This is a genomic window from Massilia oculi, assembly GCF_017582745.1.
Lineage (GTDB): Bacteria > Pseudomonadota > Gammaproteobacteria > Burkholderiales > Burkholderiaceae_D > Telluria > Telluria oculi_A.
In genome coordinates this window covers 24,737-49,309 of record NZ_JAFVIM010000005.1, presented here as the reverse complement: position 1 = coordinate 49,309, position 24,573 = coordinate 24,737, and the positions used below count along the sequence as shown (strand labels likewise).

At 65.9% G+C, this 24,573-nt stretch carries 24 protein-coding genes; 21 read left to right on the top strand and 3 right to left on the bottom strand.

From position 1 onward, the window contains the following. Window positions 1–17: 17 nt before the first annotated feature. From J3U95_RS07580 to J3U95_RS07560, 5 genes are all read left to right on the top strand, one after another. Complete coding sequence (locus J3U95_RS07580) at window positions 18–434, top strand: secondary thiamine-phosphate synthase enzyme YjbQ (protein WP_208278005.1); 417 nt, start codon at window positions 18–20, stop codon at window positions 432–434. Between the two features lie 113 nt (window positions 435–547). Further along, window positions 548–1,090: a hypothetical protein gene (locus J3U95_RS07575; RefSeq protein WP_208278004.1), complete on the top strand. Its 543-nt coding sequence runs from the start codon at window positions 548–550 to the stop codon at window positions 1,088–1,090. Window positions 1,091–1,104: 14 nt separating this feature from the next. Further along, window positions 1,105–1,404, top strand: coding sequence for a hypothetical protein (locus tag J3U95_RS07570; protein WP_208278003.1), 300 nt, complete (start codon window positions 1,105–1,107; stop codon window positions 1,402–1,404). Window positions 1,405–1,539: 135 nt separating this feature from the next. Then, the gene (locus J3U95_RS07565; protein ID WP_208278002.1) at window positions 1,540–3,192 is read left to right on the top strand and encodes a hybrid sensor histidine kinase/response regulator; all 1,653 of its coding nucleotides are present in this window, start codon (window positions 1,540–1,542) and stop codon (window positions 3,190–3,192) included. Between the two features lie 94 nt (window positions 3,193–3,286). Continuing rightward, on the top strand, window positions 3,287–4,276 hold the full coding sequence (locus J3U95_RS07560; protein WP_208278001.1) for an aldo/keto reductase: 990 nt from the start codon (window positions 3,287–3,289) through the stop codon (window positions 4,274–4,276). Here J3U95_RS07560 and J3U95_RS07555 read toward each other — a convergent pair. From J3U95_RS07555 to map, 3 genes are read right to left on the bottom strand one after another with little or no spacing between them, the layout of a single operon-like run. Then, entirely contained in the window at window positions 4,273–5,019 is a 747-nt protein-coding gene (locus tag J3U95_RS07555; RefSeq protein ID WP_208278000.1) for a pseudouridine synthase, read from the bottom strand. The genes J3U95_RS07560 and J3U95_RS07555 overlap by 4 nt on opposite strands. 30 nt (window positions 5,020–5,049) lie before the next feature. After that, the gene (locus tag J3U95_RS07550; protein ID WP_208277999.1) at window positions 5,050–7,632 is read right to left on the bottom strand and encodes a [protein-PII] uridylyltransferase; all 2,583 of its coding nucleotides are present in this window, start codon (window positions 7,630–7,632) and stop codon (window positions 5,050–5,052) included. Between the two features lie 10 nt (window positions 7,633–7,642). Further along, window positions 7,643–8,488: a type I methionyl aminopeptidase gene (gene map / locus J3U95_RS07545; protein WP_208277998.1), complete on the bottom strand. Its 846-nt coding sequence runs from the start codon at window positions 8,486–8,488 to the stop codon at window positions 7,643–7,645. A gap of 261 nt (window positions 8,489–8,749) precedes the next feature. Between map and rpsB the strand changes: the two genes are divergently transcribed. The 16 genes from rpsB (at window position 8,750) to J3U95_RS07465 (ending at window position 24,526) form a co-directional block, all read left to right on the top strand. Beyond that, window positions 8,750–9,499, top strand: coding sequence for a 30S ribosomal protein S2 (gene rpsB, locus J3U95_RS07540; RefSeq protein ID WP_005667508.1), 750 nt, complete (start codon window positions 8,750–8,752; stop codon window positions 9,497–9,499). 136 nt (window positions 9,500–9,635) lie between these two features. Beyond that, window positions 9,636–10,544 carry a translation elongation factor Ts gene (gene tsf / locus J3U95_RS07535; RefSeq protein ID WP_208277997.1) on the top strand — a complete coding sequence of 303 codons (909 nt, stop codon included), beginning with the start codon at window positions 9,636–9,638 and terminating at the stop codon, window positions 10,542–10,544. A gap of 363 nt (window positions 10,545–10,907) precedes the next feature. Then, window positions 10,908–11,624 carry a UMP kinase gene (pyrH, locus tag J3U95_RS07530; RefSeq protein WP_005667511.1) on the top strand — a complete coding sequence of 239 codons (717 nt, stop codon included), beginning with the start codon at window positions 10,908–10,910 and terminating at the stop codon, window positions 11,622–11,624. A gap of 28 nt (window positions 11,625–11,652) precedes the next feature. Next, window positions 11,653–12,213 carry a ribosome recycling factor gene (frr, locus tag J3U95_RS07525; RefSeq protein ID WP_208277996.1) on the top strand — a complete coding sequence of 187 codons (561 nt, stop codon included), beginning with the start codon at window positions 11,653–11,655 and terminating at the stop codon, window positions 12,211–12,213. Window positions 12,214–12,354: 141 nt separating this feature from the next. Further along, window positions 12,355–13,104: a polyprenyl diphosphate synthase gene (gene uppS, locus J3U95_RS07520; protein WP_208277995.1), complete on the top strand. Its 750-nt coding sequence runs from the start codon at window positions 12,355–12,357 to the stop codon at window positions 13,102–13,104. Further along, on the top strand, window positions 13,104–13,934 hold the full coding sequence (locus J3U95_RS07515) for a phosphatidate cytidylyltransferase (RefSeq protein ID WP_208277994.1): 831 nt from the start codon (window positions 13,104–13,106) through the stop codon (window positions 13,932–13,934). The genes uppS and J3U95_RS07515 overlap by 1 nt, the downstream gene beginning before the upstream one ends. Before the next feature lie 12 nt (window positions 13,935–13,946). After that, window positions 13,947–15,134, top strand: a complete 1,188-nt coding sequence (ispC, locus tag J3U95_RS07510; RefSeq protein WP_208277993.1) for a 1-deoxy-D-xylulose-5-phosphate reductoisomerase — start codon at window positions 13,947–13,949, stop codon at window positions 15,132–15,134. Between the two features lie 16 nt (window positions 15,135–15,150). Then, window positions 15,151–16,488 carry an RIP metalloprotease RseP gene (gene rseP, locus J3U95_RS07505; protein ID WP_208277992.1) on the top strand — a complete coding sequence of 446 codons (1,338 nt, stop codon included), beginning with the start codon at window positions 15,151–15,153 and terminating at the stop codon, window positions 16,486–16,488. A 92-nt stretch (window positions 16,489–16,580) separates the two neighbouring features. After that, a complete protein-coding gene (gene bamA, locus J3U95_RS07500) occupies window positions 16,581–18,917 on the top strand; it encodes an outer membrane protein assembly factor BamA (RefSeq protein ID WP_208277991.1) in 2,337 nt (778 codons plus the stop codon). A gap of 39 nt (window positions 18,918–18,956) precedes the next feature. Beyond that, window positions 18,957–19,508 carry an OmpH/Skp family outer membrane protein gene (locus J3U95_RS07495; protein WP_208277990.1) on the top strand — a complete coding sequence of 184 codons (552 nt, stop codon included), beginning with the start codon at window positions 18,957–18,959 and terminating at the stop codon, window positions 19,506–19,508. Window positions 19,509–19,545: 37 nt separating this feature from the next. Next, the gene (lpxD, locus tag J3U95_RS07490) at window positions 19,546–20,595 is read left to right on the top strand and encodes a UDP-3-O-(3-hydroxymyristoyl)glucosamine N-acyltransferase (protein WP_109347554.1); all 1,050 of its coding nucleotides are present in this window, start codon (window positions 19,546–19,548) and stop codon (window positions 20,593–20,595) included. Then, entirely contained in the window at window positions 20,592–21,089 is a 498-nt protein-coding gene (gene fabZ, locus J3U95_RS07485) for a 3-hydroxyacyl-ACP dehydratase FabZ (protein WP_005667524.1), read from the top strand. The genes lpxD and fabZ overlap by 4 nt, the downstream gene beginning before the upstream one ends. Window positions 21,090–21,101: 12 nt before the next feature. Then, window positions 21,102–21,890: an acyl-ACP--UDP-N-acetylglucosamine O-acyltransferase gene (lpxA, locus tag J3U95_RS07480; protein ID WP_109347555.1), complete on the top strand. Its 789-nt coding sequence runs from the start codon at window positions 21,102–21,104 to the stop codon at window positions 21,888–21,890. Window positions 21,891–21,894: 4 nt separating this feature from the next. Then, a complete protein-coding gene (gene lpxB / locus J3U95_RS07475) occupies window positions 21,895–23,070 on the top strand; it encodes a lipid-A-disaccharide synthase (protein ID WP_208277989.1) in 1,176 nt (391 codons plus the stop codon). Then, a complete protein-coding gene (rnhB, locus tag J3U95_RS07470) occupies window positions 23,067–23,744 on the top strand; it encodes a ribonuclease HII (protein ID WP_229519695.1) in 678 nt (225 codons plus the stop codon). The genes lpxB and rnhB overlap by 4 nt, the downstream gene beginning before the upstream one ends. Next, window positions 23,741–24,526: a TrmH family RNA methyltransferase gene (locus J3U95_RS07465; protein WP_208277988.1), complete on the top strand. Its 786-nt coding sequence runs from the start codon at window positions 23,741–23,743 to the stop codon at window positions 24,524–24,526. Before rnhB ends, J3U95_RS07465 begins: the two co-directional genes overlap by 4 nt. The last annotated feature ends 47 nt before the right edge of the window (window positions 24,527–24,573 follow it).

Here is a 24,573-nt window from a genome sequence, read left to right as displayed (position 1 = left end):
CATCCCAGGACGGCAGCATGGCGCACCAGACCATTCTCGAATTTTCGACCAGCGGTCGCGGCACGCGCGACATCACGCGCGACGTCGCCGCCGTGGTCGCGGTATCGAAGCTGCAATGCGGCCTGGTCCACGTTTTCGTGCAGCACACCAGCTGCTCGCTGCTGCTCACCGAGAACGCGGATGGCGACGTGCGGCGCGACCTGGAAACCATCGTCTCGCGCCTGGCGCCGGACGGCGACCCGGCCTACCGCCACGACGCCGAAGGGCCGGACGATATGTCGGCCCATGGCCGCAGCATGCTCACCGACACCGCGCTGACGATTCCGATCGGGGGAGGGCGCATGCTGCTCGGCACCTGGCAGGGCATCTACCTGTGGGAACACCGCACGGCGCCGCACCGGCGGCGGGTGGTCGTCACGGTGCTGGGCGGTTGAATGCATATGCATATCATGGCGGTTGCATGGAATCCGCTCCCGGCGTAGATCGGGGCCGCGACTTCTGGTAACGTGAGGCGATTGAGCTCCTCCACCTCCAGCCCGGGAATCCCATGCACGCCTCCGCCTCCACCAGCCGTCGCCGTATTCTCCTGACGCTCCTGGCGCTGTGCGCCGAACTGGCCCTGCTCGCGCGCGAGCACCTGCATGGCGGCGTGCTGTCGCATCACCTGCTAGCCAACCCCGACCTGCCCGCGTTGTCCAACTGGTGGGGGCTGCTGCTGGTGCCGCTGCTGACCTGGTGCACCGTGGGCAGGGTCGAGCGCCGCGCGCGGCTTGCCGCCAGCGCAGGCCGGCCGCTCATGCCGGCGCCCCTCATCGCGTTCCTGTGCGCGCTGGCCTATGGCGCCACGCTGGCGGCGCTGTTCGCGGCCGGCAGTCCCCTGGTCGACTACCTCTTCTTCGGCCTGCTGGCGCTGGCTCTCGTAGTGCGCCTGTGGCATGCCGAATACCTGCTGGGCTTCGTGCTGGCCATGAGCTGGGTGGCCGGGCCGATCCTGCCGGCCATGTTCGGCTCGGTCATCGCCGTGTTCTCCTGGCTGGTGCACACGGCGGCGCGGGCCTTGTGGCGCCGGCTGCGTCCGGGCGTGGCCTGAGCGGACCGCCTGTCATGAGCCACCCTTTCCTGCTGTTCGCCACGATCTTCGTCATCCTTGCCATCGTGCTGTACGCAGCGCCCGGGCGCAAGCTGCTCAACTTCGTGCACTACCCGACGGGGCAGGACCAGGTCGCGCGCCTGAACCGCTACGCGGCGCTGCGCCTGATGCTGCCGGCGCTGGTCAACCTGGGCTGCGCCTGGGCGGTGACCGAGCGGCCGGCCCTGATGGTGCCGATGATCTTCCTCACGCCGTTGTCGGTGATGGGCGTGGTGGTCTGGATCGCGGCCGGGTCCAGGCGCTTCGGCGCGTGAACCCGGTCGAGTGACGGTCGCAAGACGCGGCGCAAGCTTTCCAGGACGTTCCGTGTGGCAGTACGCGGCGCTTTCTTCCTATAATCGGGGAGCAGCCGGCATCTTCGCCCGACCCGTTTTGAAGCCCGACCAACCATGACGTCCAGCACCGCCACCCTTGACGAAGAAGGGCGCCTCGCCGTCCTCGATTCCTACGGCATCCTCGACACGCCGCCCGAGCGCTCGTTCGACGACGTCGTGCGCCTGGTCAGCCAGCTGCTGTCCGCGCCGATCGCCGCGGTCAACCTGATCGCGCGCGGCCGCCAGTGGTTCAAGTCCGAGATCGGCCTGGGCACGCGCGAGATGCCGCTGGACGATTCGATCTGCCGCTTCGCACTGCTCGAGGAGCAGCAGTTGATCGTGCCCGACACGCGCGACGATCCGCGTTTCAGCTGCAATCCGCTGGTGACCAGGGATGCCGGCTTGCGCTTCTACGCCGGGGCCCTGCTCAAGACGCGCGACGGTGTCCCGCTCGGCACCCTGTGCGTGCTCGATGACAAGCCGCGGCCGCAAGGCTTGAGCGAGCAGGAGCAGTTCGTGCTGGCCACCATGGCGCACCAGATCATGAGCCAGATCGAGCTGCGCAAGGCGATGGCCGAGCAGGAGGCCCTGATCGCCGCGCTGCGCCAGGCCGACCAGCGCAAGGACGAATTCCTCGCCATGCTGGCCCATGAGCTGCGCAATCCGCTGGCGCCGATCGTCTCGGCCGCCACCATGCTGTCCAACTTCAACCTCGACCCCGCGATGGTGCAGCGCGCCAGCGAGATCGTGGCGCGCCAGTCCGGCCACATGACGTCGCTGATCGACGACTTGCTGGACGTCTCGCGCGTCACGCGCGGCAAGGTGGAGCTCGAGCTGCGCGAGCTGGATTTCAAGGACGTCATCGCCGACGCCATCGAGCAGGTGCGGCCGCTGATCGAGAAGCACCAGCACCGCCTGACCCTGGACTTGCCGCCGGCGCGCGCCATCGTCGTCGGCGACCGCAAGCGCCTGGTGCAGGTCATGACCAACCTGCTCAGCAACGCCGCCAAGTACACGCTCGAAGGCGGGCGCATCGAGGTACGCCTGACGACCGATGGCGCTGCGCTCGCGGTCGACATCCGCGACGACGGCATCGGCATGTCGCCCGAACTGATCGCCAGCGCCTTCGACCTGTTCGCGCAAGGCGCCCGCGGCCTGGACCGCAGCCAGGGCGGGCTGGGCATCGGGCTGGCCCTGGTGCGCAGCCTGCTCAAGCTGCATGGGGGCGCGGTCAGCGCCAGCAGCGACGGCCCCGGACGGGGCAGCACCTTCCACGTCGTGCTGCCGCTGTCGGCCCGCGCCCAGGTCGAGCGGCGTGCGCGCGACCGCAATGCGCCGCAGGGCAAGCTGCCGGCGCTGCGCATCGGCGTGGTCGACGACAACGAGGACGCGGCGGTCACGCTGTCGCTGCTGCTCGAAACCCTGGGCCACACGGTGCTGGTCGCCCACTCCGCGCGCGAAGCGCTGACGGCGCTGCCGGCCTTCGGCCCCGACGTCTGCCTGCTCGACATCGGCCTGCCCGAAATGAATGGCTACGAGCTGGCCGCCGCGCTGCGCAGGAAGCCCGGCACGGCGCAGGCGATCCTGATCGCGGTGACGGGTTATGCGCAAGAGAAGGACCGTACGCTGGCGCTGGCGGCGGGCTTCCACGACCTGTTCGCCAAGCCGGTCGACCTCGACGTGCTGGGCGCGGCGCTGGTGCAGATCGAGAGCCGGCGCGCGGCCTGAAGGCAATGTGGCGCTGCAGCGCTGGCGTGCGCCGGCGTCGCGGTCCGGCAGGCAGAATCTGTCCCATCATGCGTCGTCGAGAAAGGACAGAACAATGACTCAGCGTTACCAACCCCTGACGCGCCTGGGCCTGGGTGGCACCGGCCTGGGAGACATGTACCACAAGACGAGCGAAGAGGCGGCGCAAGCCACCGTTGATGCGGCTTGGGACGCCGGCATCCGCTATTTCGACACCGCGCCGCACTATGGCGCCGGCCTGTCCGAGCACCGCTTCGGCCAGGCCCTGCGGCGCCGTCCGCGCAATGAGTACACGCTGTCATCCAAGGTCGGCCGCATCCTGGCGCCGAGCGAGACGCCCGAGATTGCCGCCCCCTTCGTGGGCGGCCTGCCGTTCCGGCGCATCACCGACTACACGGCGGACGGCGCGCGCCGTTCGATCGAGGACAGCCTGCAGCGCATGGCGCTGTCGCACATCGACATCGTCTATGTGCACGACCTGTCGCCGGACCGTTTCAGCCAGGCCGAGTACGAGCACTACTACGCCATCGCGGCCGGCCGCGGCGGCGCCTTCGAGGGCCTGGCCAGGCTGCGCGAGGAGGGCGTGATCAAGGGCTGGGGCCTGGGCGTGAACACGGTCGACCCTTGCCTGCGCGCGCTGCGCGATGCGGATCCCGACGTCTTCCTGCTGGCCGGCCGCTACACGCTGATGGAGACCACGCCTTTGGACGAGCTGTTCCCGTTGTGCGAGGAGCGGGGCGCGAAGGTGGTGCTGGGCGGTCCGTTCAATTCCGGCTTCCTGGCGGGCGGCCCGAACTACGATTACGGCCCGGCGGATGAAGACAAGATCGGGCGGCGCGAACGCCTGCGCCAGGTGGCGGCGCGCCACGGCGTCGACCTGCCGGCGGCGGCGCTGCAGTTCGGGCTGGCGCATCCGGTGGTGGCGGCCACCATTCCCGGCGCCAGCAGCGTGGCCCACCTGCAGCGCAATGCTGCGCTGATGGACATCGTCATCCCGCCGGCGTTCTGGGAAGAATTGAAGGCCGAGGGCCTGCTGGCGAGGGAAGCGCCGCTGCCGAACGGTTAGAACTGCTCGTCCGGGGCCAGGTAACGCCACTGGCCCTCGGGCAGGTTGCCCAGTTTGACCTTCCCGATGCGCACGCGCTTGAGGCCCACCACTTTCAGGCCAACCATATCGCACATGCGCCGGATCTGGCGCTTCTTGCCTTCGCGCAGGGTAAAGCTCAGCTGGTCCTCGTTCTGCCAGCGCACCTTGGCCGGCAGTAGCGGTTTGCCGTCCATCCATAGGCCGTGGTTCAGCTTTTTCAGGTCGCTCTCGGGCAGCTTGCCCGGCCTGGTGTACTGCACCCGCACCAGGTATTCCTTGTCGACGGAAGTGGTCTCGCCGATCAGGTGCTTGGCGATGCGGCCGTCCTGCGACAGCACGAGCAGCCCCACCGAATCGATGTCCAGCCGTCCGCAGGGCACCAGGCTGCGCAACTGGGTCGGGTGGAACTGTTCTAGCGCAGGATCGTCCGCCCAGCGATTCTCGGGCTTGATCAGGGCGATCGCCGGCGTATAGCCATCCTCGGCCTGGCCGCTGACGTAGCCGACCGGCTTGTTGATCAGGATGGTCACGCGTTTCGACTGCTCGGCCGCGGCCTGGCGCTCGACCGTGATGCGCTGGGTCGGGAGCACCTTGCTGCCCAGCTCCGAGACGACCTTGCCGTCCACCCGCACCCAGCCGCGGGCGATCCATTCATCGGCTTCGCGGCGCGAGCACAGGCCGAGTTCGGACATACGTTTGGAGAGGCGGAGCGGTTCGGTCATGGGTAAAGCTTTACTGTGAAAAGAGGTGAATCAAACTTTGAGGGCGTCGAGCAGGTCGGTCTCGAGCTGCACCTGGGTGCGTGGATTGTTCAGGGCCGGGCCGTCGATCAGGAACACGTCCTCGACGCGCTCTCCCAGGGTCATGATCTTGGCCGTGTGCAGGTTCAGCCGGTAGCGGGCCAGCACGCTGGCGATCGCGTACAACAGGCCCATGCGGTCGTTGGCGGCGATCGACAGCACGTGGAACTGGCCGCGTTCGTCCGGCCGCAATTCGACCGTCGGCGTGATCGGGAAGGTGCGCGCCACGCGCGACAGGCGTCCGCGCACCAGCGGCGGCAAGGGTTCTTGCGACAGCAGCTGGGCGCACAGCTCGTGCTCGATCAGGCTGATGATGTCGCGGTAGCTGCCGGCGAAGTTCTCGTCCGCCACCAGGAAGCTGTCCAGCGCATAGCCGTGGCGCGTGGTGTGGATCTTGGCGTCCAGGATGCTGAAGTTCTTGCGGTCGAAGTAGCTGCAGATGCGCGCGAACAGGTCGGGCTGGTCCTTGACGTAGACCGCCACCTGCAGGCCTTCGCCGATCGGCGCCAGCCGCGCGCGGACCACGGGCTTGTCGCTGTCGACCTTGTCGACCAGCGCCCGCGTCTGCCAGGCGATGTCGGAGGCGTCGTGGCGCAGGAAGTACGCCACGTCGAGCTGCTTCCACAGCGCTTCGTGGGCATTGGCGTCCAGGCCGAACAGGCGCAGGGTGGCCAGCGCTTCCTTCTGGCGCGTGCGCAGCTCGCGGTCGGCCGAATGCGGCTCGCCGCCCAGCACGCGCAGGGTGACCTTGTACAGGTCTTCGAGCAGCTTGGCCTTCCAGGCATTCCACACCTTGGGACTGGTGCCGCGGATGTCGGCCACGGTCAGGAGGTACAGCGCGGTCAGGTGCCGCTCGTCCTTCACTACGGCGGCGAAGGCCTGGATCACGTCGGGGTCGGACAGGTCCTGCTTCTGCGCCACCGTCGACATGGTCAGGTGCTGCTCGACCAGGAATACCACCAGCTCGGTGTCTTCCTCGTTAATGCCGTGGTCGCGGCAGAACCCGCGCGCATCATCCATGCCGAGCTTGGAATGGTCGCCGCCGCGGCCCTTGGCGATGTCGTGGAACAGGGCCGCCACGTACAGCAGCCAGCGGTCGTGGAAGTCGGCGATCAGCTGGCTGCAGAACGGGTATTCGTGGGCGTGTTCCGGCATCGTGAAGCGGCGCAGGTTGCGCACCACCATCATGATGTGCTGGTCCACGGTATACACGTGGAACAGGTCGTGCTGCATCTGGCCGACGATCTTGCGGAAGGCCGGCAGGTAGCGGCCGAGGATGCCGAACTCGTTCATGCGGCGCAGCGCGTGCACCAGGCCGCGCGGCGCCTGCAGCACGCGCAGGAACAGGGCCTTGTTGCCCGGGTCGGCGCGGAAGGCCTCGTCGATCAGCGTGCGCGCATGCCACAGCGCGCGGGTGGCGCGCGCCGTCATTCCCTTGAGCTCGCGGCGCTCGGTCATCGCCACGAACAGCTCGAAGATGGCGGATGGATGCTTCTCGAATGTGTCGTCGGCCACGACGTCGATCAGGCTGCCCACCTGGGTGAAGTGGGCGCTGATCGGGAAGGCCACCGCCGGCTGCGGGAACAGCTGGGCTTCGATGTTCTGCAGCAGAATCGTATTCAGCTGGGTCACGGTCTTGGCGGCCCAGTAGTAGCGCTGCATCAAAAATTCGCTGGCGCGGCGCGCGTCCGGGCCTTCGCCGCTGGCGGTCAGGCCCAAGGTGCCGGCGATCGCGGTCTGGACGTCGAACACCAGGCGGTCTTCGCGTCTTTTCGTATGCAGGTGCAGCCGGATGCGGATGTCCTTGAAGGCGCTTTCCTTTTCCAGCAGCTGGCGCGCTTCCATGCGCGTGATCAGGCCGCGCGTGGCGAGCTGGCCGAAGGTGTCGGCAAGACCCGCGGCCTTGGCCACCCACAGGATCACCTGCAGGTCGCGCAGCGCGCCGGGGCTTTCCTTCACGTTCGGTTCGAGCGCGAAGGCGGTGTATTCGTACTTGGCGTGGCGCAGCCGCATCTCGGCCGTCTTGGCCTGGAAGAAGGCTTGCGGATCGAGGGCGTCGCGGTAGCGCCGCTGCAGCTCCTCGAACAGCGGCGCGCTGCCGGTGACCAGGCGCGCTTCGAGCAGGCTCGTTTGCACCGTGATGTCGGCGGCGGACTCGCTCAGGCACTCGTCCACGGTGCGGATGCTGTGGCCGATTTCCAGGCCCAGGTCCCACAGCAGCTGGACCAGGCCTTCCAGGCGCGCCTGGGTGATGGCGTCGGCCGGCTGTCCCAGCAGGATCAGGAGGTCGACGTCGGAATAGGGGAACAGTTCGCCGCGCCCATAGCCGCCCACGCCCACCAGGGCGGTGTGCTCCGGCAGGCCGGCGGCCTGCCAGGCGTCGAGCAGGACGCCGTCGACCACCTGGCGCAAGCCGCGCAGGAGCTTCTCGGGCTTGCCGTCTTCCTGGAAGGCCTGGAACACCAGCTGGCGTTCGGCCTTCAGGCGCTGGCGCAGCGTGGTGCGGGCGGTGTCGAGCAGGGCGGCCTGTCCCATTGGCGCTCCTTCAGGCCGCGGCCAGGCTTGGGACCGCGCCGGGGTTCAGCAGCGGCAGCACGATGGCGGGCGGCGGCGGGCTGCCGGCCGACATGGTCAGCACCTCGACCCCGGTCTCGGTGACCAGCACCGTGTGTTCCCACTGGGCCGACAGGCTGCGGTCCTTGGTCTTGATGGTCCAGCCGTCCGGCATTTCCTTGATGTCGCGGCGGCCGGCGTTGATCATCGGCTCGATGGTGAAGATCATGCCCGGCTTGAGTTCCTCGAGGGTGCCGGGGCGGCCATAGTGCAGCACCTGCGGCTCTTCGTGGAACACGCGGCCCACGCCGTGGCCGCAGAATTCGCGCACCACGCTGTAGCCGGCCTTTTCGGCGTGCTGCTGGATCGCATGGCCGATGTCGCCCAGGTGCTTGCCCGGCTTGACGGCGGCGATGCCCAGCCACATGCACTCGAAGGTGATCTCGGACAGGCGGCGCGCCATGATCGACGGCTCGCCGACCAGGAACATGCGGCTGTTGTCGCCGTGGTAGCCATCCTTGGTGATCGGGGTGATGTCGATGTTGAGCGCATCGCCCGATTTCAGCACGCGGTCGCCCGGGATGCCGTGGCAGATCACGTCGTTGAGCGAGGTGCAGATCGAGCCGGGGAAGGGCGGGTAGCCCGGCGGGGCATAGTTCAGGGTCGCCGGGGTCGTGCCCTGGACGTTGACCATGTATTCATACGCCAGGCGGTCGAGTTCGCCGGTGGTGACGCCGGGCTTCACGAACGGGGTGATATAGTCGAGCACTTCCGAGCCGAGGCGGCAGGCGACGCGCATGCCTTCGATTTCTTCGGGAGTTTTGGGAGTGGAGGCCATAGGGGATTCTTATCCTGCGATAGTCTGGGCAATAAGGGTTCATTATAGAGGAAACATTCCTTCCTCAGGGCGGGCCCCATCGCCAGTCCTACGTCACGCTTGAACAAAACGGCAAATCCCGCTAGAATCTCGGGTTGCTCGGATTCGCATCGAGCAATGTTGTAAAAAGCATCTTTTATTTTATTGAAATCGCGAATGTGGCCCTAAAAGGGTGCCTGACTGGTGACTGGCCACATTCAAGACCCAACCCTGGAGAATTACATGTCCGTTACTATGCGTGAAATGCTGGAAGCCGGTATCCACTTCGGCCACCAGACCCGTTTCTGGAACCCAAAGATGGCGCCGTTCATCTTCGGTCATCGCAACAAGATCCACATCATCAACCTGGAAAAAACCATGGCGATGTACCAGGATGCGATGAAAACCATCAAGCAGATCTCGGCCAACCGCGGCACCATCCTGATGGTCGGCACCAAGCGCCAGGCACGCGACATCATCGCCGCCGAAGCACAGCGCGCTGGCGTGCCTTACGTCGACCAGCGTTGGCTGGGCGGCATGCTGACCAACTTCAAGACCATCAAGACCTCGATCAAGCGCCTGAAAGACATGGAAGCCCAAGTCGAAGACGGTTCGGTCGAGAAGATGTCGAAGAAAGAAGCGCTGCTGTTCTCGCGCGAAATGGAAAAGCTGCAAAAGTCGATCGGCGGCATCAAGGACCTGGGCGGCGTGCCTGACGCGATCTTCGTCGTCGACGTCGGCTACCACAAGGGCACCATCACCGAAGCCGGCAAGCTGGGCATCCCGGTCATCGGCATCGTCGATACCAACCACTCGCCAGAAGGCGTGACCCACGTCATCCCAGGCAACGACGACTCGTCGAAAGCGATCACCCTGTACGCACGCGGCGTCGCCGATGCGATCCTGGAAGGCCGCGCCAACGCCACCAACGAAGTCGTGGAAATGGTCAAGGCTGGCGGCGACGACTTCGTCGAAGTTTCCGAGCAGGCATAAGTGACTGCGGGTCATTGACCCGCTGGCACATCGAAGGGGGCGCCGCACACACGAGCCCCCCTTTTTTTAAGCTGAATACCCGTGGGGCGTTGTCATAACGACCTGCAACCGGATAAAACATTTAGGAGAAATCAACATGGCAGCGATTACTGCAGCGATGGTAGGCGAACTGCGCGCGAAGACCGACGCGCCAATGATGGAATGCAAAAAAGCACTGACCGAAGCCGACGGCGACATGGGTCGTGCTGAAGAGATCCTGCGCGTCAAGCTGGGCGGCAAGGCATCGAAGGCATCGGCACGCATCACCGCCGAAGGCGTCGTGGCAACCTACATCTCCGGCAACGTCGGCGCGATCGTCGAAGTCAACAGCGAAACCGACTTCGTCGCCAAGAACGACGAATTCCTGGCCATGGTCAACCTGGCCGCCAAGCTGGTCGCCGAGAACAACCCGGCTGACGTCGCCGCCCTGGCAGCGCTGCCGCACGACGGCAAGACCTTCGACGACGTGCGTACTGGCCTGATCGGCAAGATCGGCGAGAACATGACCGTGCGCCGCTTCCAGCGTTTCGAAACCACCGGCAAGCTGGCTTCGTACCTGCACGGCACCCGCATCGGCGTCATCGTCGACTTCGAAGGCGCGGACGAGCAAGTCGGCAAGGACCTGGCCATGCACATCGCTGCAATGAAACCAGTCGCTCTGTCGTCGGAGCAAGTGCCTGCTGAAATGATCGAAAAAGAGCGCTCGGTCGCCGAACTGAAGGCCAAGGAAGACGCCGAGAAGGCCGTCGCCGAAGGCAAGCAGCCGCAATCGGACGAAATCGTCGCCAAGCGTATCGACGGTTCGGTGCAGAAGTACCTGAAAGAAGTGTCGCTGCTGAACCAGGCATTCGTGAAGAACGACAAGCAGTCGATCGAGCAATACCTGAAAGCATCGAACACCACCGTCAAGGCATTCACCATGTACGTGGTGGGCGAGGGCATCGAGAAGAAGGTCGACGACTTCGCAGCGGAAGTCGCAGCACAGATGGCTGCAAACAAGCAGTAATCAAAAAGAACGGGCCGCAAGGTCCGTTTTTTTAAGGTGGGAAGGTTTGTTTGCGTAGCCGTAATGGAGTTGCGGCTGAGCATGGAAACTTGGGTTCCCGCCTTCGCGGGAACGACGTACTGGCGGTGCAGGCCGATGCAGGCTCCTGTGGCCCGCACCCTCCGTACGTCGTCCCCGCGCAGGCGGGCGCAATGCCACTGGCATTGTGCCCCCCAAGTTCGCATGCCGACCAGCTGCGCGACTCACCGACCGCGCCCGCCTTACAATGCCATCGCCCTCGAGGCAGATGAGATCGCAGCCCACGGGCCAGCGATCGGACCCGAATTCGCAACATCGAAACATCACATTAGGAGCCGCTTCATCATGTCAAAACCAGCTTACCAACGAGTCCTCCTGAAACTGTCCGGCGAAGCGCTGATGGGCGACGACCCGTTCGGCATCAACCGCGCCACCATCGAGCGCATGGTGGCCGACGTGGCGGAAGTGGCGAAGCTGGGCGTGCAGGTGGCGGTGGTGATTGGCGGCGGCAACATCTTCCGCGGCGTCGCCCCGGGCGCCCAGGGCATGGACCGCGCCACCGCCGACTACATGGGCATGCTGGCCACCGTCATGAATGCGCTGGCCCTGGCCGACGCCATGCGCCACGTCGGCATCACCGCCCGCGTCATGTCGGCGATCGGCATCGAGCAGGTGGTCGAGCCCTATGTGCGCCCGAAAGCCCTGCAATACCTGGAAGAAGGCAAGGTCGTCGTGTTCGCCGCCGGCACCGGCAACCCGTTCTTCACCACCGATACCGCGGCCGCCCTGCGCGGCGCCGAGATCTCGGCCGAGATCGTCCTGAAGGCCACCAAGGTCGACGGCGTCTACAGCGCCGACCCCAAGAAAGACCCGCACGCGACCCGCTACGAGAACATCTCGTTCGACGAAGCCATCGCCAAGCACCTGCAAGTGATGGACGCCACCGCCTTCGCGCTGTGCCGCGACCAGAAACTGCCGATCAAGGTGTTCTCCATCGTCAAACCCGGCGCGCTCACCCGCGTGATCATGGGCGAAGACGAGGGTACACTGGTACACGTTTAAAATATTACTGAACAACAAGGAGAGCAGCATGTCCCTGGCTGACGTCAAAAAGAACGCGCAAGAGCGCATGGCCAAGTCCATCGAGACCCTGAAAGCCGACCTGGCCAAGGTCCGCACCGGCCGCGCCCATACCGGCATCCTGGACCACGTGATGGTCGAGTACTACGGCGCCCCGACCGCGCTGCCGATGGTGGCCAACCTGACCCTGGTCGACGCGCGCACCATCGGCGTCCAGCCGTTCGAAAAGAAAATGGCCTCGACCATCGAAAAAGCGATCCGCGACGCCGACCTGGGCCTGAACCCATCGGCCCAGGGCGACATGATCCGCGTGCCGACCCCGCCGCTGACCGAAGAGCGCCGCAAAGAGATGGTCAAGCTGACCAAGTCGGAAGGCGAAGATGCGAAGATTGCCGTGCGCAATATTCGCCGCGATGCCAACGAAGCACTCAAGAAAATGGTCAAAGACAAGACCGCGTCGGAAGACGACGAGCGCCGCGCCTCGGACGAGATCCAGAAGCTGACCGACAAGGCCGTGGCCGACATCGACAAGCTGCTGGGCGAAAAAGAGAAAGAAATCCTGACGGTGTAAAGGCCCAGCTCAACGGCTTTCTTGCGGACCGGCCCCGGCAGCTTGCCGCGGCCGGTCCGCCTACCTTATGATTGTCCAATTCTGATTGGCCATATGCGCACCGCCGGACGGCAGTCCGGGCGCAGCCCTGCTGGATACAAGATGTTCAAAAGTTCGACCACCGCCGTTCCCGACACGCCCGCCGTGCCGCGCCATATTGCCATCATCATGGATGGCAATGGCCGTTGGGCCACCAAACGCCTGCTGCCGCGCGTCGCCGGCCACGTCAAGGGCGTGGAAGCCGTGCGCGGCATCGTCGAAGCCTGCGTGCTGCGCGGGGTCGAGTACCTGACCCTGTTCGCCTTCTCGTCCGAGAACTGGCGCCGCCCGGCCGACGAGGTCTCGCTCCTGATGCGCCTGTTCGTCACGGCGCTCGAGCGCGAAGTCTCGAAGATGCACGCCAATAATATCCGCCTGAAAGTCGTGGGCGACCTGAGCCGCTTCGACCCCAAGCTGCAAGAGATGATCGCCAACGCCGAGCGCCGCACCGCCGGCAATACCCGCCTGACCGTCACCGTGTGCGCCAACTATGGCGGCCGCTGGGATATCATGCAGGCAACGGGGAAGATGGTGCAGGCCAACCCCGGCGTGACCGAATTTACGGAGGAAATGCTGGCTCCGCACCTGGCGATGGCGTATGCGCCCGAACCCGACCTGTTCATCCGGACCGGCGGCGAGGAGCGCATCTCGAATTTCCTGTTGTGGCAGCTGGCGTATTCCGAACTGCATTTCACCAGCACTTTCTGGCCCGATTTCACGCCCGAGGCGCTGGATGAGGCGATCGCCTCGTTCCAGGGCCGCGAACGGCGCTTCGGCCAGACCAGCGCCCAAGTAGCGAAGAAGACCAACTGATGCTCAAGACCCGGATCGTCACCGCGCTCGTCCTGCTGGCAGTCCTGCTGCCGGTTCTGTATTCCAACAACCCCACGGCGTTCGCGGTGGTCGCTTCGATCTTCTTCGGGGCGGCGATCTGGGAGTGTTTCCGCCTGTTCAATCCGGGCGCGAAGAGCGCCGTGCTGATTGCGGCGGCCTGGACCCTGGCCTTCGCCTATGCCTTCTTCATGCGCGAGCAGGGCGATCCGACCTTCTGGTTCGCCATCGGCGCGCTGCTGTGGCTGCTGCGCTTCGCGCCCACGCTCAAGCTCGGCCTGCCGCCGTTGGCCAGCACGCCGAACACGCTGCTGAGCCTGCTGTACGCGATCTCTCTGGTGGCCTGCTTCGCCGCCATCGTCATGCTGTTCCAGTACTCGGCCCTGTTCCTGCTGTCGGTGCTCGTCATCGTCTGGTCGGCCGACATCTTCGCCTATGTGTGCGGCAAGACCTTCGGCAAGAATAAACTGGCGCCGTCGATCTCGCCCGGCAAGTCGTGGGAAGGCGCCATCGGCGGCGGCGTCGTGACCGTGCTGCTGGCCTCGCTTACCGTCCTGTTCGGCGGCGAGGCGCTCGCGAATACCTTCGCGGTGCGCGTGCAAGCCAGCTTCGGCTGGGCCGGCATGCTGGCCGTCATCGCCCTCATCGTCGTCGCCAGCGTGGTCGGCGACCTGTTCGAATCCCAGCTCAAGCGCCGTGCTGGCATGAAGGACAGCAGCAATCTGCTGCCTGGCCACGGCGGCGTGCTGGACCGGATCGACGCACTCGTGCCGGTCCTGCCGCTGGCGGCCCTGATCGCCACCCGGCTCTAGAAGGAAGTTTCCATGCAAGGCATTACCATCCTTGGCGCCACCGGTTCGATCGGCGCCTCGACCCTCGACGTGGTGGCGCGCCATCCCGACCGCTACCGCGTCCATGCCCTCAGCGCGCATTCGCGCGTGGAAGAACTGGCCGCCGCCTGCCGCCAGTTTCGCCCGCAGCGCGCGGTGGTCGGCAGTCCTGAGGCCGCCACGCAACTCGCGGCCTTGATCGCCGACCTGTCCACCAGCGTCGAATATGGCGAACAGGCGCTGTGCGACATCGCCTCCAGCGCGGACACCGACATCGTGATGGCCGCCATCGTCGGCGCCGCCGGCCTGGCGCCGACGCTCGCTGCGGCGCGCGCCGGCAAGAAGATCCTGCTGGCCAATAAAGAGGCGCTGGTGATGTCGGGCCAGCTGTTCATGGACGCCGTGCGCGAGCACAAGGCGACCCTGCTGCCGGTCGACAGCGAACACAATGCGATCTTCCAGGCGTTGCCGGCCTCGTATGCGCGCGTGCCCGGCGCCTGCGGGGTGTCCAAGATCCTCTTGACCGCGTCCGGCGGGCCGTTCCTCAACCGCGCCGTCGACACGCTCGGCAGCGTGACCCCCGACGAAGCCTGCAAGCACCCGAACTGGGTCATGGGCCGCAAGATCTCGGTCGATTCCGCCACCATGATGAACAAGGGCCTCGAAGTGATCGAGGCCCACTGGCTGTTCGGCGCGCCGGCCGACCAGATCGAAGTCGTGATCCACCCGCAAAGCGTGATCCACTCGATGGTCTCGTATGTGGACGGCTCGGTGCTGGCCCAGTTGGGCAATCCCGATATGCGCACCCCGATCGCCAATGCGCTGGCCTATCCGGAACGGATCGATTCGGGCGTGGCCCAGCTCGACCTGACGCAGATGGCCGGGCTGCAGTTCTTCAAGCCCGACTTCGAGCGCTTCCCCTGCCTGGCGCTCGCTTTCGACGCATTGCGCGCGGGCGGCACCGCCCCGGCCCTGCTCAACGCGGCCAACGAGGTGGCAGTGCAGGCCTTCCTCGAGCGCCGCATCGGTTTCCGCGACATCGAGCGCGTGGTCAAGCACGCGCTCGACGTCGTGCCGCACGGCCCGGCCCCGTCGATCGAGGCGGTGCTGGCCCAGGACGCGCGTGCGCGCGCGGCCGCCGACGACGCCGTATCGACCATCGCTTCAGGCTTGCAGCGCTGACCCCCTGGACCCCGCCATGACCATGCTTTACACCGTGCTGGCCTTCGTGCTGGCGCTCGGTCCCCTGATCGTGATCCACGAACTGGGCCACTACCTGGTCGCGCGCGCCTGCGGCGTCAAGGTGCTGCGCTTCTCGGTCGGGATGGGCCGCGTGGTGTGGTCGCGCCGCTTCGGCAAGGACCAGACCGAATGGGCGCTGTCGGCGCTGCCGCTGGGCGGCTACGTCAAGATGCTCGATGCGCGCGATCCCGAGACGGCGCCGACCAATGATGCCGACCTGGACCGCGAGTTCACGCGCCAGAACGTCTGGAAGCGGATCGCCATCGTCGCCGCTGGCCCGCTGGCCAACTTCCTGCTGGCGATCGGCCTGATGGCCGCACTGTATATGCATGGCGTGGACGAGCCGTCGGCGCGCCTGCGCGAGGCGCCGGCGGCGTCCGAGGCGGCCAAGGCCGGCGTGCGCGGCGGCGATACGGTGGTTGCCGTGAACGGCAACGAGGTGGCCTCGTGGGCCGAGCTGCGCTGGCAGATCGTGCATGCGGCGGTGGACAAGTCGGACGCGCGCCTGGAACTGCGCGGCGCCCACGGCGGCACTTACAGCGCGACGCTGCCGGCGGCGGTGGTCGGCCGGCTCGACGTCGAGACCGACGTGATGGCCGAGCTGGGCCTGGACTTGTGGCGCCCGCAACCGCGCATCGAGAAGGTGCTGCCGGATGGGGCAGGGCAGCGCGCCGGCCTGCAGGACGGCGACCTGGTGCTGCGCATGGACGGTCGGCCGGTCAATGACGGCATCGCCTTCATCGAGGCGGTGCGGGCCTCGCCTGGCAAGCCGCTGGCGCTCGAGGTCGAGCGCGGTGGCCGTCCCGTGGCCCTGTCGCTGGTGCCCGAGGCCGACGCGAATGGCCGCGGCGTGATCAAGGCCATGGTGGCCCAGGCGCCGGAGATGGTGACCGTGAGCTCGGGCCCGTTCGAGGCGATCGCGCGCGGCGCGGAACGCACCTGGGATACCAGCGTGATGACCCTCAAGATGATCTGGAAGATGATTACCGGGGAGGCGTCGTGGAAGAATGTGACCGGTCCCATTACCATCGCCGACTATGCCGGACAGACAGCGAGAATAGGTCTCGTGAGCTATTTACAGTTCATCGCCTTTATTAGTATCAGCTTAGGAGTAATGAATTTGTTACCAATTCCAGTTCTGGATGGTGGCCATTTACTGTATTATTCGCTGGAAGTTTTGACCGGGCGTCCCCTTCCTGCGCGCGTCGGCGAGTTCGCGCAGCGCGCCGGGGGCGGCCTGCTGTTCATGCTGATGGCGCTCGCCGTCTTCAATGACCTGGTGCGGCTGCTCTAGCGGCCTGCATTCGCTCCCGGAGTCGGGGCGACATTCCCGGCACAGAATAATATGCAATCGTTGTCCAAATGACTGACCCTTTGATCCAGCCAATGAAATCACAACCAGATCGTTTTGCCCTGCCGTTCATTCGTCGCAGCTTGATCGGCGCGGCCGTGCTGGCCCTGTGCGCCGGTAATGCGCTGGCCGCCAACCCGTTCGTCGTCAAGGATATCCGGGTCGAAGGCATCCAGCGGACGGAAGCAGGCACCGTGTTCAGCTATCTGCCGGTGCGCGTGGGCGAGACCTTCGATGACGCCAAGGCCTCGAGCGCGATCAAGGCACTGTACGCCACCGGCTTCTTCAAGGACATCCGCCTTGAGGAAGAAAACGGCGTGCTGGTGGTGCTGGTCGAGGAACGCCCGGCGATTTCGTCGGTCGATTTCACCGGCACCAAGGAGTTCGAGAAGGACATGCTGGTCAAGGCGTTGTCCGAGATCGGCGTGGCCCAGACCCGCATCTTCGACAAGGCCTCGGTCGACCGCGCGGAGCAGGAGCTCAAGCGCCAGTACCTGTCGCATGGCCTGTACGGCGTCAAGATCACCACCACCGTGACCCCGATCGAGCGCAACCGCGTGACGGTCATGTTCAACGTCGACGAGGGTGAGGTCGCCAAGATCAAGGGCATCAACATCATCGGCAACAAGGCCTTCAGCGACAAGCAGCTGCGCCAGCTGCTCGAACTGCGCCCGTCCGGCTGGTTCACCTGGTACTCGAAGGCCGACCAGTATTCCAAGCAAAAGCTGACCGGCGACCTGGAGACCATCAAGTCCTGGTACCTGAACCACGGCTACCTCGAGGCCAACGTCGAATCGACCCAGGTCTCGATCACCCCCGACAAGCGCGACATCTACCTGACCCTCAACATCACCGAGGGCGAGCAGTACACCGTCTCGAGCGTCAAGCTCGAGGGCGAGATGTTCGGCCGCGAAGAGGAGCTCAAGGAGCTGATCGTGCTCCAGCCGGGCAAGACCTATGTCGGCGACCTGCAGGAAGCGACCAACAAGCTGATCGCCGACCGCCTGGGCACCTTCGGCTACGCTTTCGCCAACGTGACGGCCAACCCGGAACTCGACCGCGAGAAACGCGAAGTCGCGTTCACCTTCTTCGTCGATCCGGGCAAGCGCGCCTATGTGCGCCACATGAACATCTCGGGCAATACCGTGACCCGCGACGAAGTCATCCGCCGCGAATTCCGCCAGTTCGAAAGCTCGTGGTACGACGCCAACCGCGTCAAGCTGTCGCGCGACCGCGTCGACCGCCTCGGCTACTTCAAGGACGTGAAGGTCGAGACGCCCGAGTCGCCCGGCACCTCGGACCAGGTGGACGTGAACATCGCGGTCGAAGAAAAACCGACCGGTAACTTCATGATCGGCGGCGCCTTCTCGCAGTCCGAGAAGTTCACCTTCACCGCGTCGATCTCGCAGGCCAACTTCGCCGGCAGCGGCAACACGGTCGGCATCGAACTGAACACCAGCAAGTACAACCGCACGATCGCGTTCTCGCAGACCAATCCGTACTTCACGGACGACGGCATCTCGCGCGCGTTCTCGCTGTACCTGCGCACCTCGCGCCCGCCGGCGCTGAACATCGGCTCGTACACCGTGCGCCAGATGGGCGGCAACCTGACCTTCGGCGTGCCGTTCTCCGAATCCGACACCGTCTACTTCGGCGCCGGCCTGGAACGCACCGAGCTGGAAACCGACCAGACCTCGCCGACGATCTACCAGACCTTCGTGCGCCAGAACGGCGGCCCGGCCAGCGGCATCGGCAAGGCCACCACCAATGCGATCCCGCTGACCGCGGCCTGGGGCCGCGATACCCGCGACAGCGCCGTGACCCCGACCCGCGGCCGCTTCCAGCGCGCCAACTTCGAGATCGACGCCATCGGCGACGCCAAGTACTACAGGATGGTCTACGAGCACCAGTGGTGGAAGCCGCTGACCCGCTGGATGACGCTGGCCCTGCGCGGCGAGTTCGACTACGGCAAGGGCATCGGCGGCAGCGCCTACCCGGTGTTCAAGAACTTCTATGCGGGCGGCATCGGTTCGGTGCGCGGCTACGAAAGCTCGTCGCTGGGCGTGGTCGATCCGCGCTACTACGATGCGATCGGCGGCTCCAAGCGCATTATCGGCAATGCCGAGCTGCAGTTCCCGTTCCCGGGCAGCGGCACCGACCGCAGCCTGCGCTGGTTCACCTTCGTCGACGGCGGCCAGGTGTTCCAGGAAGACGCGAAGATCCGCTACGACGAGTTCCGCTACTCGGCCGGTATCGGCCTGTCCTGGATTTCCCCGGTCGGTCCGCTCAAGTTGAGTTATGCTAAGCCGCTGAATTCGCTGCCGGGCGACCGCCTGGAGCGCTTCCAGTTCCAGATGGGCACCGGCTTCTAAGCGGCCCACGGCGACCCGAAGAACGATTGCGAGAGACTTATGTTGAAAAATCTGATTGACTCGCTGCCTGGTGGACGCAGGTCCACGGTTCGACCCGCGCTCGGCGCCTCGCTGGTGCTGGCCGCCGTGTGCGCCGCGCCGCTGGCCCACGCGCAGGCGACCGTCAGCCGCATCGGCTTCGTGCACACCGAGCGCCTGATGACCGACTCCAAGATGGCCAAGGCGGCCGACGCCAAGCTGGCCGCCGAGTTCTCGAAGCGCCAGAAGGCGGTCGAGGAGATGGTCGGCAAGTACAAGCAGACGTCCGAGAAATTCGACGCCGAAGCGGCGGGCCTGAATGAGCTGGACCGCACGCGCCGCGCGCGCGAGCTGTACAACATGCAGAAGGACGTCGAGCGCATGCAGCGCGAGTTCCAGGAAGACCTGCAGCAGCGCAAGAACGAAGAGCGCGCCGCGATCGCGCAAAAGGCCTACAAGCTGGTCGAGCAGGTCGCGGAACAGGAAAAACTCGACGCCGTGCTGGTCGAGGCGGCGTGGGTCAGCCCGCGCGTGGACATCACCGACAAGATCCTGAAACTGCTCGACAAATAAAGCAGTACCGATTTTGACTTACACTGGAAAGACCGAGATGGGCATTCGACTGGGCGATTTGGTCGAGCGCTTCGGCGGACAGCTGGTGGGCAACCCGGACCTCGAAGTCCAGGCGATCGCCCCCCTGGACAGCGCCGGCGCTTCGCACATCAGCTTCCTCAGCAACAGCAAGCTGCGCGCACTGGCCGCGCAAAGCCAGGCGGCGGCCTTGATTTTGTCGCCGCTGGACGATCCGACGGTGGCCGCGACCTATGAAGGCGCGCGCATCGTCACCACCAATCCTTACGCCTACTTCGCCCGCGCGGCGCAGTATTTCGTGTCGCTCACCGAGCAGGCGCCGGCGCCCGGCATCCATCCGAGCGCCGTGGTCGACCCCGGCGCGACGGTCGATCCGACCGCCCACGTCGGGCCGCACGCGACGATCGAGGAGGGCGCCATTGTCGGCGCCCACGCCGTGATCGGCGCCGGCTGCTTCATCGGCCGCGAGGCGGTGATCGGCGAATACACGCACCTGTTCGCGAACGTGACCTTCCATGCGCGCTGCCGCATCGGCAAGCGCGGCATCCTGCACTCGGGCGCGGTGATCGGCACCGACGGCTTCGGCTTTGCCGTCGAAGCCGGCGCCTACATCAAGATCCCGCAGACCGGCCGCGTGCTGATCGGCGACGACGTCGACATCGGCGCTAACACCACGATCGACCGCGGCGCGCTGGACGACACCGTGATCGAGGACGGCGTGAAGCTCGACAACCAGATCCAGATCGGCCACAACTGCCGCATCGGCGCGCATACCGCGATGGCCGGCTGCGTCGGCGTGGCCGGCAGCGCCAAGATCGGCAGCCGCTGCACCTTCGGCGGCGCCGCCATGGTGCTGGGCCACCTCGAAATCGCCGACAACGTCCATATCTCCTCGGGCAGCATGGTGTCGCGCTCGGTCCTCGAACCGGGCCAGTACACCGGCTTCTACCCCTTGGCCAAGAACGCCGAATGGGAACGCAGCGCGGCGATCGTGCGCAATCTCGATTCGATGCGCGCCAAGATCCGCACGCTCGAGAAAACCATCAGAAACCTGACAGAACAAAAATGACCACTCCAGAACTCAAGACCCTCGACATCACCCAGATCAAGGAATACCTGCCGCACCGCTATCCGCTGCTGCTGGTCGACCGCGTGCTGGACGTCGAACTGGGCAAGCGCATCGTCGCGATCAAGAACGTCACCGTCAACGAAGAATTCTTCAACGGCCACTTCCCGCACAAGCCGGTGATGCCGGGCGTCTTGATGATCGAAGCGATGGCGCAGACCGCGGCCATCCTGTCGTTCATGACCATGAACGTCAAGCCCGACGAAAACTCGGTGGTGTACTTCGTCGGCATCGACAACGCGCGCTTCAAGCGTCCGGTCGAGCCGGGCGACCAGCTGCGCATGGAAATCGAGATCCTGCGCGTCGCGCGCGGCATCTGGAAGTACAAGGCGGTGGCGACCGTCGACGGCAAGGTGGCGGTCGAAGGTGAGTTGATGTGCACCATCCGCGGCGCCGCCGAAGCGACCATGAAGGGCCCGGAAGGCGCGGCGCAGTAAGGGGAGTACGAGATGAGCAAAATCCATTCGACCGCGATCGTCGATCCGAAGGCGGAGCTGGACAGCTCGGTCGAGGTCGGCCCGTATTCGATCATCGGGCCGAATGTGCGCATCGACGCCGGCACCGTGGTCGGCCCGCACGTGGTCATCGAAGGCCACACCACGATCGGCAAGGACAACAAGTTCTTCCAGTTCTGCTCGATCGGCGGCGCGCCACAGGACAAGAAGTGGAACGGCGAACCGACCCGCCTGGAAGTGGGCGACCGCAACACGGTGCGCGAATTCGTCACCTTCAACCTGGGCACGGTCCAGGATGAAGGCGTCACCCGCGTCGGCAGCGACAACTGGATCTCGGCCTACGTCCACGTGGCGCACGACTGCCAGGTGGGCAGCAACACGATCTTCTCGAACAACGCGCAGCTCGCGGGCCACGTGCAGGTGGGCGACTGGGCCATCCTGTCGGGCTACGCCGGCGTGCACCAGTTCTGCAAGATCGGCGCCCATGCCTTCATCGGCATGTACACCAGCCTGACCCAGGACGTGCCGCCCTACGTGCTCGTCTCCGGCAATCCGGCCGGCGCGCGCGGCGTGAACCTCGAGGGCCTCAAGCGCCGCGGCTTCACGCGCGAGCAGCTCGACGGCATCCGCAGCGCGTATAAACTGCTGTACCGCTCGAACCTGACCCTGGAAGAGGCCAAGACGGCGCTCCAGGCCGAGGAAGAGCGCCTGCCGGCGGCCAGCGCAGACATTCGCCTGCTGCGCGAATTCCTCGGCACCGCCACCCGTGGCATCGTCCGCTAACGAGATGAAGAACGACGTTTCGCTGGCGTTGGTGGCCGGCGAGGCGTCCGGCGACATGCTCGCCGCGCGCCTGCTGGCCGGCCTGCGGCCGCATCTTCCCCAGGCCCGCTTCCACGGCATCGGCGGGCCGCGCATGATCGAGCAGGGCTTCGTGAGCGAGGTCCCGATGGACACGCTCACGGTGCGCGGCCTGTTCGAAGTCATTCCCCGCTATCCCGAACTCAAGCGCATCCAGAGCAGGCTGCGCGACCGTCTCATCGCAGAGCGCCCAAGCGCCTTCATCGGCGCCGACTATCCGGGCTTCAATCTCGGTCTCGAAGAGCAGCTGCGCGGCGCCGGCATCCCGACCGTGCACTTCATCGGGCCGCAGATCTGGGCCTGGCGCGGCGGGCGGATCAAGAAGATCCAGCGCGCGGTGTCGCACATGCTGGTGATCTTCCCGTTCGAGGAAGCGATCTATCGCGAGGCCGGGGTGCCGGTGACGTATATCGGGCATCCGCTGGCCGAGACCATCCCGCTGGCGCCCGACGTCGCCGCGGCGCGCCGTGCGCTCGGCCTGAATGCGGATGCGCGCGTGGTGACGGTGATGCCGGGCAGCCGCATGGGCGAGCTGAAATACCTGGCCGAGCCGTTCATCCGCGCGGTAAAGCTCCTGGGCGCGCGCGATCCGGGTTTGACCTTCGTGGTGCCGATGGTCGGCGAACGCCAGCGCGCCTACTTCGACGAGCTCGTGGTCAAGGCGGGCTTGCAGGACGTCGAATTGCAGGTGACCGCCGCCGGCTCGCACACGGCGATCGCCGCCGCCGACGCGGTGCTGGTCGCTTCCGGCACCGCGACCCTGGAGGTGGCGCTGTTCAAGAAGCCGATGGTGATCGCCTATAAAGTGATGGCGGCGTCGTACGCGATCATGCGCCACATGGGCTACCAGCCCTGGATCGGCCTGCCGAACATCCTGGCGCGCGAGTTCCTGGTGCCGGAGCTGATCCAGCATGCGGCCACGCCCGAGGCGATGGCCGATGCGGTCTGGGCCCAGTTGCAGGATGCGGCCGGACGCGAACGGCTGGCCGCGCGCTTCCTGGAGATGCACCACAGCCTGCTGCGCGACAGCGCGCGAGAGAGCGCGGAAGCGGTATTGAAAGTGATAGGCCGCGATGTTCATACATCGCGTGAACCGGCATGAGAAAGAAGAAAGTCAACCTGTATCCCGGCCTGCCGCCGAGGCTTCGGCCGTTCACCGAGCTCGATATCGTGTGCGGCGTCGACGAGGCCGGACGCGGTCCGCTGGCCGGGCCGGTGTTCGCCGCCGCCGTCATCCTCGATCCGCTGCGGCCGATCGAGGGCCTGCGCGATTCGAAAAAGCTGACCGAGGCGCGGCGCGACGAGCTCGCGCCCCTGATCCGCGAGCATGCGTTGGCCTGGGCCATCGCCGAATGCTCGTGCGAAGAGATCGACAGCATCAACATCCTGCAGGCGACCATGCTGGCGATGCGGCGCGCGGTGGAGGCGCTGCAGACGGTGCCGACGCTGGCCCTGATCGACGGCAACCGCTGCCCGCAGATGGAGGTGCGCGCGCATGCGATCGTGGAGGGCGACGACAAGGTCAACGCCATCTCGGCCGCCTCGATCCTGGCCAAGACGGCGCGCGACGCCGCGCTGGTGCGCCTGCACGACCTGTACCCGCAATACGGCTTCGACCAGCACAAGGGTTACGGCACCCCGCTGCACCTGGAGCGACTGCGCCTGCACGGCCCGTCGCCGGCGCACCGCCGTTCGTTCGCACCGGTGCGCAACCTGCTGCAGGTCGACCTGTTTGCAGAACTCAGTGGCCACATGACTGAAGCAGAAGCAGTATGAAAATCATCAGCTCGCGCGACAACGCGTTCTACAAAGACCTGAAAAGCCTCGCCACCAGCTCGCAGGCGCGGCGCAAGGCCGGACAAAGCCTGCTCGACGGCGTGCACCTGTGCCAGAGCTGGCTCGACCTGCGCGGGGCGCCGCGCCACTGCGTGGTGTCGGAAGGCGCGCTCGGCAACCATGAAGTGCAGGCGATCGTCGCGCGCTGCGAGGCGCTGCATGCGTCGGTGACGGCGCTGCCCGATGCGCTGTTCAACGCCGTCAGCCAGGTCGAGCACGGCGTGCACCTGCTGTTCGTGATCGATTCGCCGCAGCCTTCGGCGGCGCCGGCCCTGGTGGGGCCGAGCGTGCTGCTGGATGGCGTGCAGGATCCGGGCAACGTCGGCTCGATCCTGCGCAGCGCGGCGGCGTCCGGCATCAAGCAGGTCTACTGCAGCCCAGGCACTGCTTTCTGCTGGTCGCCGAAGGTGCTGCGGGCGGCAATGGGCGCGCACTTCGTGCTGGAGATTTTCGAACAGATTGAACTGGCGCCGCTGGTGCGTGCTGCGAAGGTGCCGGTGCTGGCCACCAGCGGCTATGCGGCCGAGCGGCTGTATGCGATGGACCTGCGCCAGCCGGTGGCCTGGGTGCTGGGTCACGAAGGGCAGGGTGTGTCGGATGAATTGCTGAAGCTCGCCACGCACCGGGTCGCGGTGCCGCATGCGGGCCAGGTCGAGTCGCTGAATGTCGCCGCTTGCGCCGCCGTGTGCTTCTTCGAAGGACTGCGCCAGCAGCAAGTTTAAGTATGGACGGTTTCCCCTGCATCGCGTAGGCTGGCGGCTGGGAAACT

What these genes read in the sequence shown, in the direction of transcription:
- J3U95_RS07580 (WP_208278005.1), top strand. Translation starts at nt 18, where the DNA reads ATGGCGCACCAGACCATTCTCGAATTTTCGACCAGCGGTCGCGGCACG.
- J3U95_RS07575 (WP_208278004.1), top strand. Translation starts at nt 548, where the DNA reads ATGCACGCCTCCGCCTCCACCAGCCGTCGCCGTATTCTCCTGACGCTC.
- J3U95_RS07570 (WP_208278003.1), top strand. Translation starts at nt 1,105, where the DNA reads ATGAGCCACCCTTTCCTGCTGTTCGCCACGATCTTCGTCATCCTTGCC.
- J3U95_RS07565 (WP_208278002.1), top strand. Translation starts at nt 1,540, where the DNA reads ATGACGTCCAGCACCGCCACCCTTGACGAAGAAGGGCGCCTCGCCGTC.
- J3U95_RS07560 (WP_208278001.1), top strand. Translation starts at nt 3,287, where the DNA reads ATGACTCAGCGTTACCAACCCCTGACGCGCCTGGGCCTGGGTGGCACC.
- J3U95_RS07555 (WP_208278000.1), bottom strand. Translation starts at nt 5,019, where the DNA reads ATGACCGAACCGCTCCGCCTCTCCAAACGTATGTCCGAACTCGGCCTG.
- J3U95_RS07550 (WP_208277999.1), bottom strand. Translation starts at nt 7,632, where the DNA reads ATGGGACAGGCCGCCCTGCTCGACACCGCCCGCACCACGCTGCGCCAG.
- map (WP_208277998.1), bottom strand. Translation starts at nt 8,488, where the DNA reads ATGGCCTCCACTCCCAAAACTCCCGAAGAAATCGAAGGCATGCGCGTC.
- rpsB (WP_005667508.1), top strand. Translation starts at nt 8,750, where the DNA reads ATGTCCGTTACTATGCGTGAAATGCTGGAAGCCGGTATCCACTTCGGC.
- tsf (WP_208277997.1), top strand. Translation starts at nt 9,636, where the DNA reads ATGGCAGCGATTACTGCAGCGATGGTAGGCGAACTGCGCGCGAAGACC.
- pyrH (WP_005667511.1), top strand. Translation starts at nt 10,908, where the DNA reads ATGTCAAAACCAGCTTACCAACGAGTCCTCCTGAAACTGTCCGGCGAA.
- frr (WP_208277996.1), top strand. Translation starts at nt 11,653, where the DNA reads ATGTCCCTGGCTGACGTCAAAAAGAACGCGCAAGAGCGCATGGCCAAG.
- uppS (WP_208277995.1), top strand. Translation starts at nt 12,355, where the DNA reads ATGTTCAAAAGTTCGACCACCGCCGTTCCCGACACGCCCGCCGTGCCG.
- J3U95_RS07515 (WP_208277994.1), top strand. Translation starts at nt 13,104, where the DNA reads ATGCTCAAGACCCGGATCGTCACCGCGCTCGTCCTGCTGGCAGTCCTG.
- ispC (WP_208277993.1), top strand. Translation starts at nt 13,947, where the DNA reads ATGCAAGGCATTACCATCCTTGGCGCCACCGGTTCGATCGGCGCCTCG.
- rseP (WP_208277992.1), top strand. Translation starts at nt 15,151, where the DNA reads ATGACCATGCTTTACACCGTGCTGGCCTTCGTGCTGGCGCTCGGTCCC.
- bamA (WP_208277991.1), top strand. Translation starts at nt 16,581, where the DNA reads ATGAAATCACAACCAGATCGTTTTGCCCTGCCGTTCATTCGTCGCAGC.
- J3U95_RS07495 (WP_208277990.1), top strand. Translation starts at nt 18,957, where the DNA reads ATGTTGAAAAATCTGATTGACTCGCTGCCTGGTGGACGCAGGTCCACG.
- lpxD (WP_109347554.1), top strand. Translation starts at nt 19,546, where the DNA reads ATGGGCATTCGACTGGGCGATTTGGTCGAGCGCTTCGGCGGACAGCTG.
- fabZ (WP_005667524.1), top strand. Translation starts at nt 20,592, where the DNA reads ATGACCACTCCAGAACTCAAGACCCTCGACATCACCCAGATCAAGGAA.
- lpxA (WP_109347555.1), top strand. Translation starts at nt 21,102, where the DNA reads ATGAGCAAAATCCATTCGACCGCGATCGTCGATCCGAAGGCGGAGCTG.
- lpxB (WP_208277989.1), top strand. Translation starts at nt 21,895, where the DNA reads ATGAAGAACGACGTTTCGCTGGCGTTGGTGGCCGGCGAGGCGTCCGGC.
- rnhB (WP_229519695.1), top strand. Translation starts at nt 23,067, where the DNA reads ATGAGAAAGAAGAAAGTCAACCTGTATCCCGGCCTGCCGCCGAGGCTT.
- J3U95_RS07465 (WP_208277988.1), top strand. Translation starts at nt 23,741, where the DNA reads ATGAAAATCATCAGCTCGCGCGACAACGCGTTCTACAAAGACCTGAAA.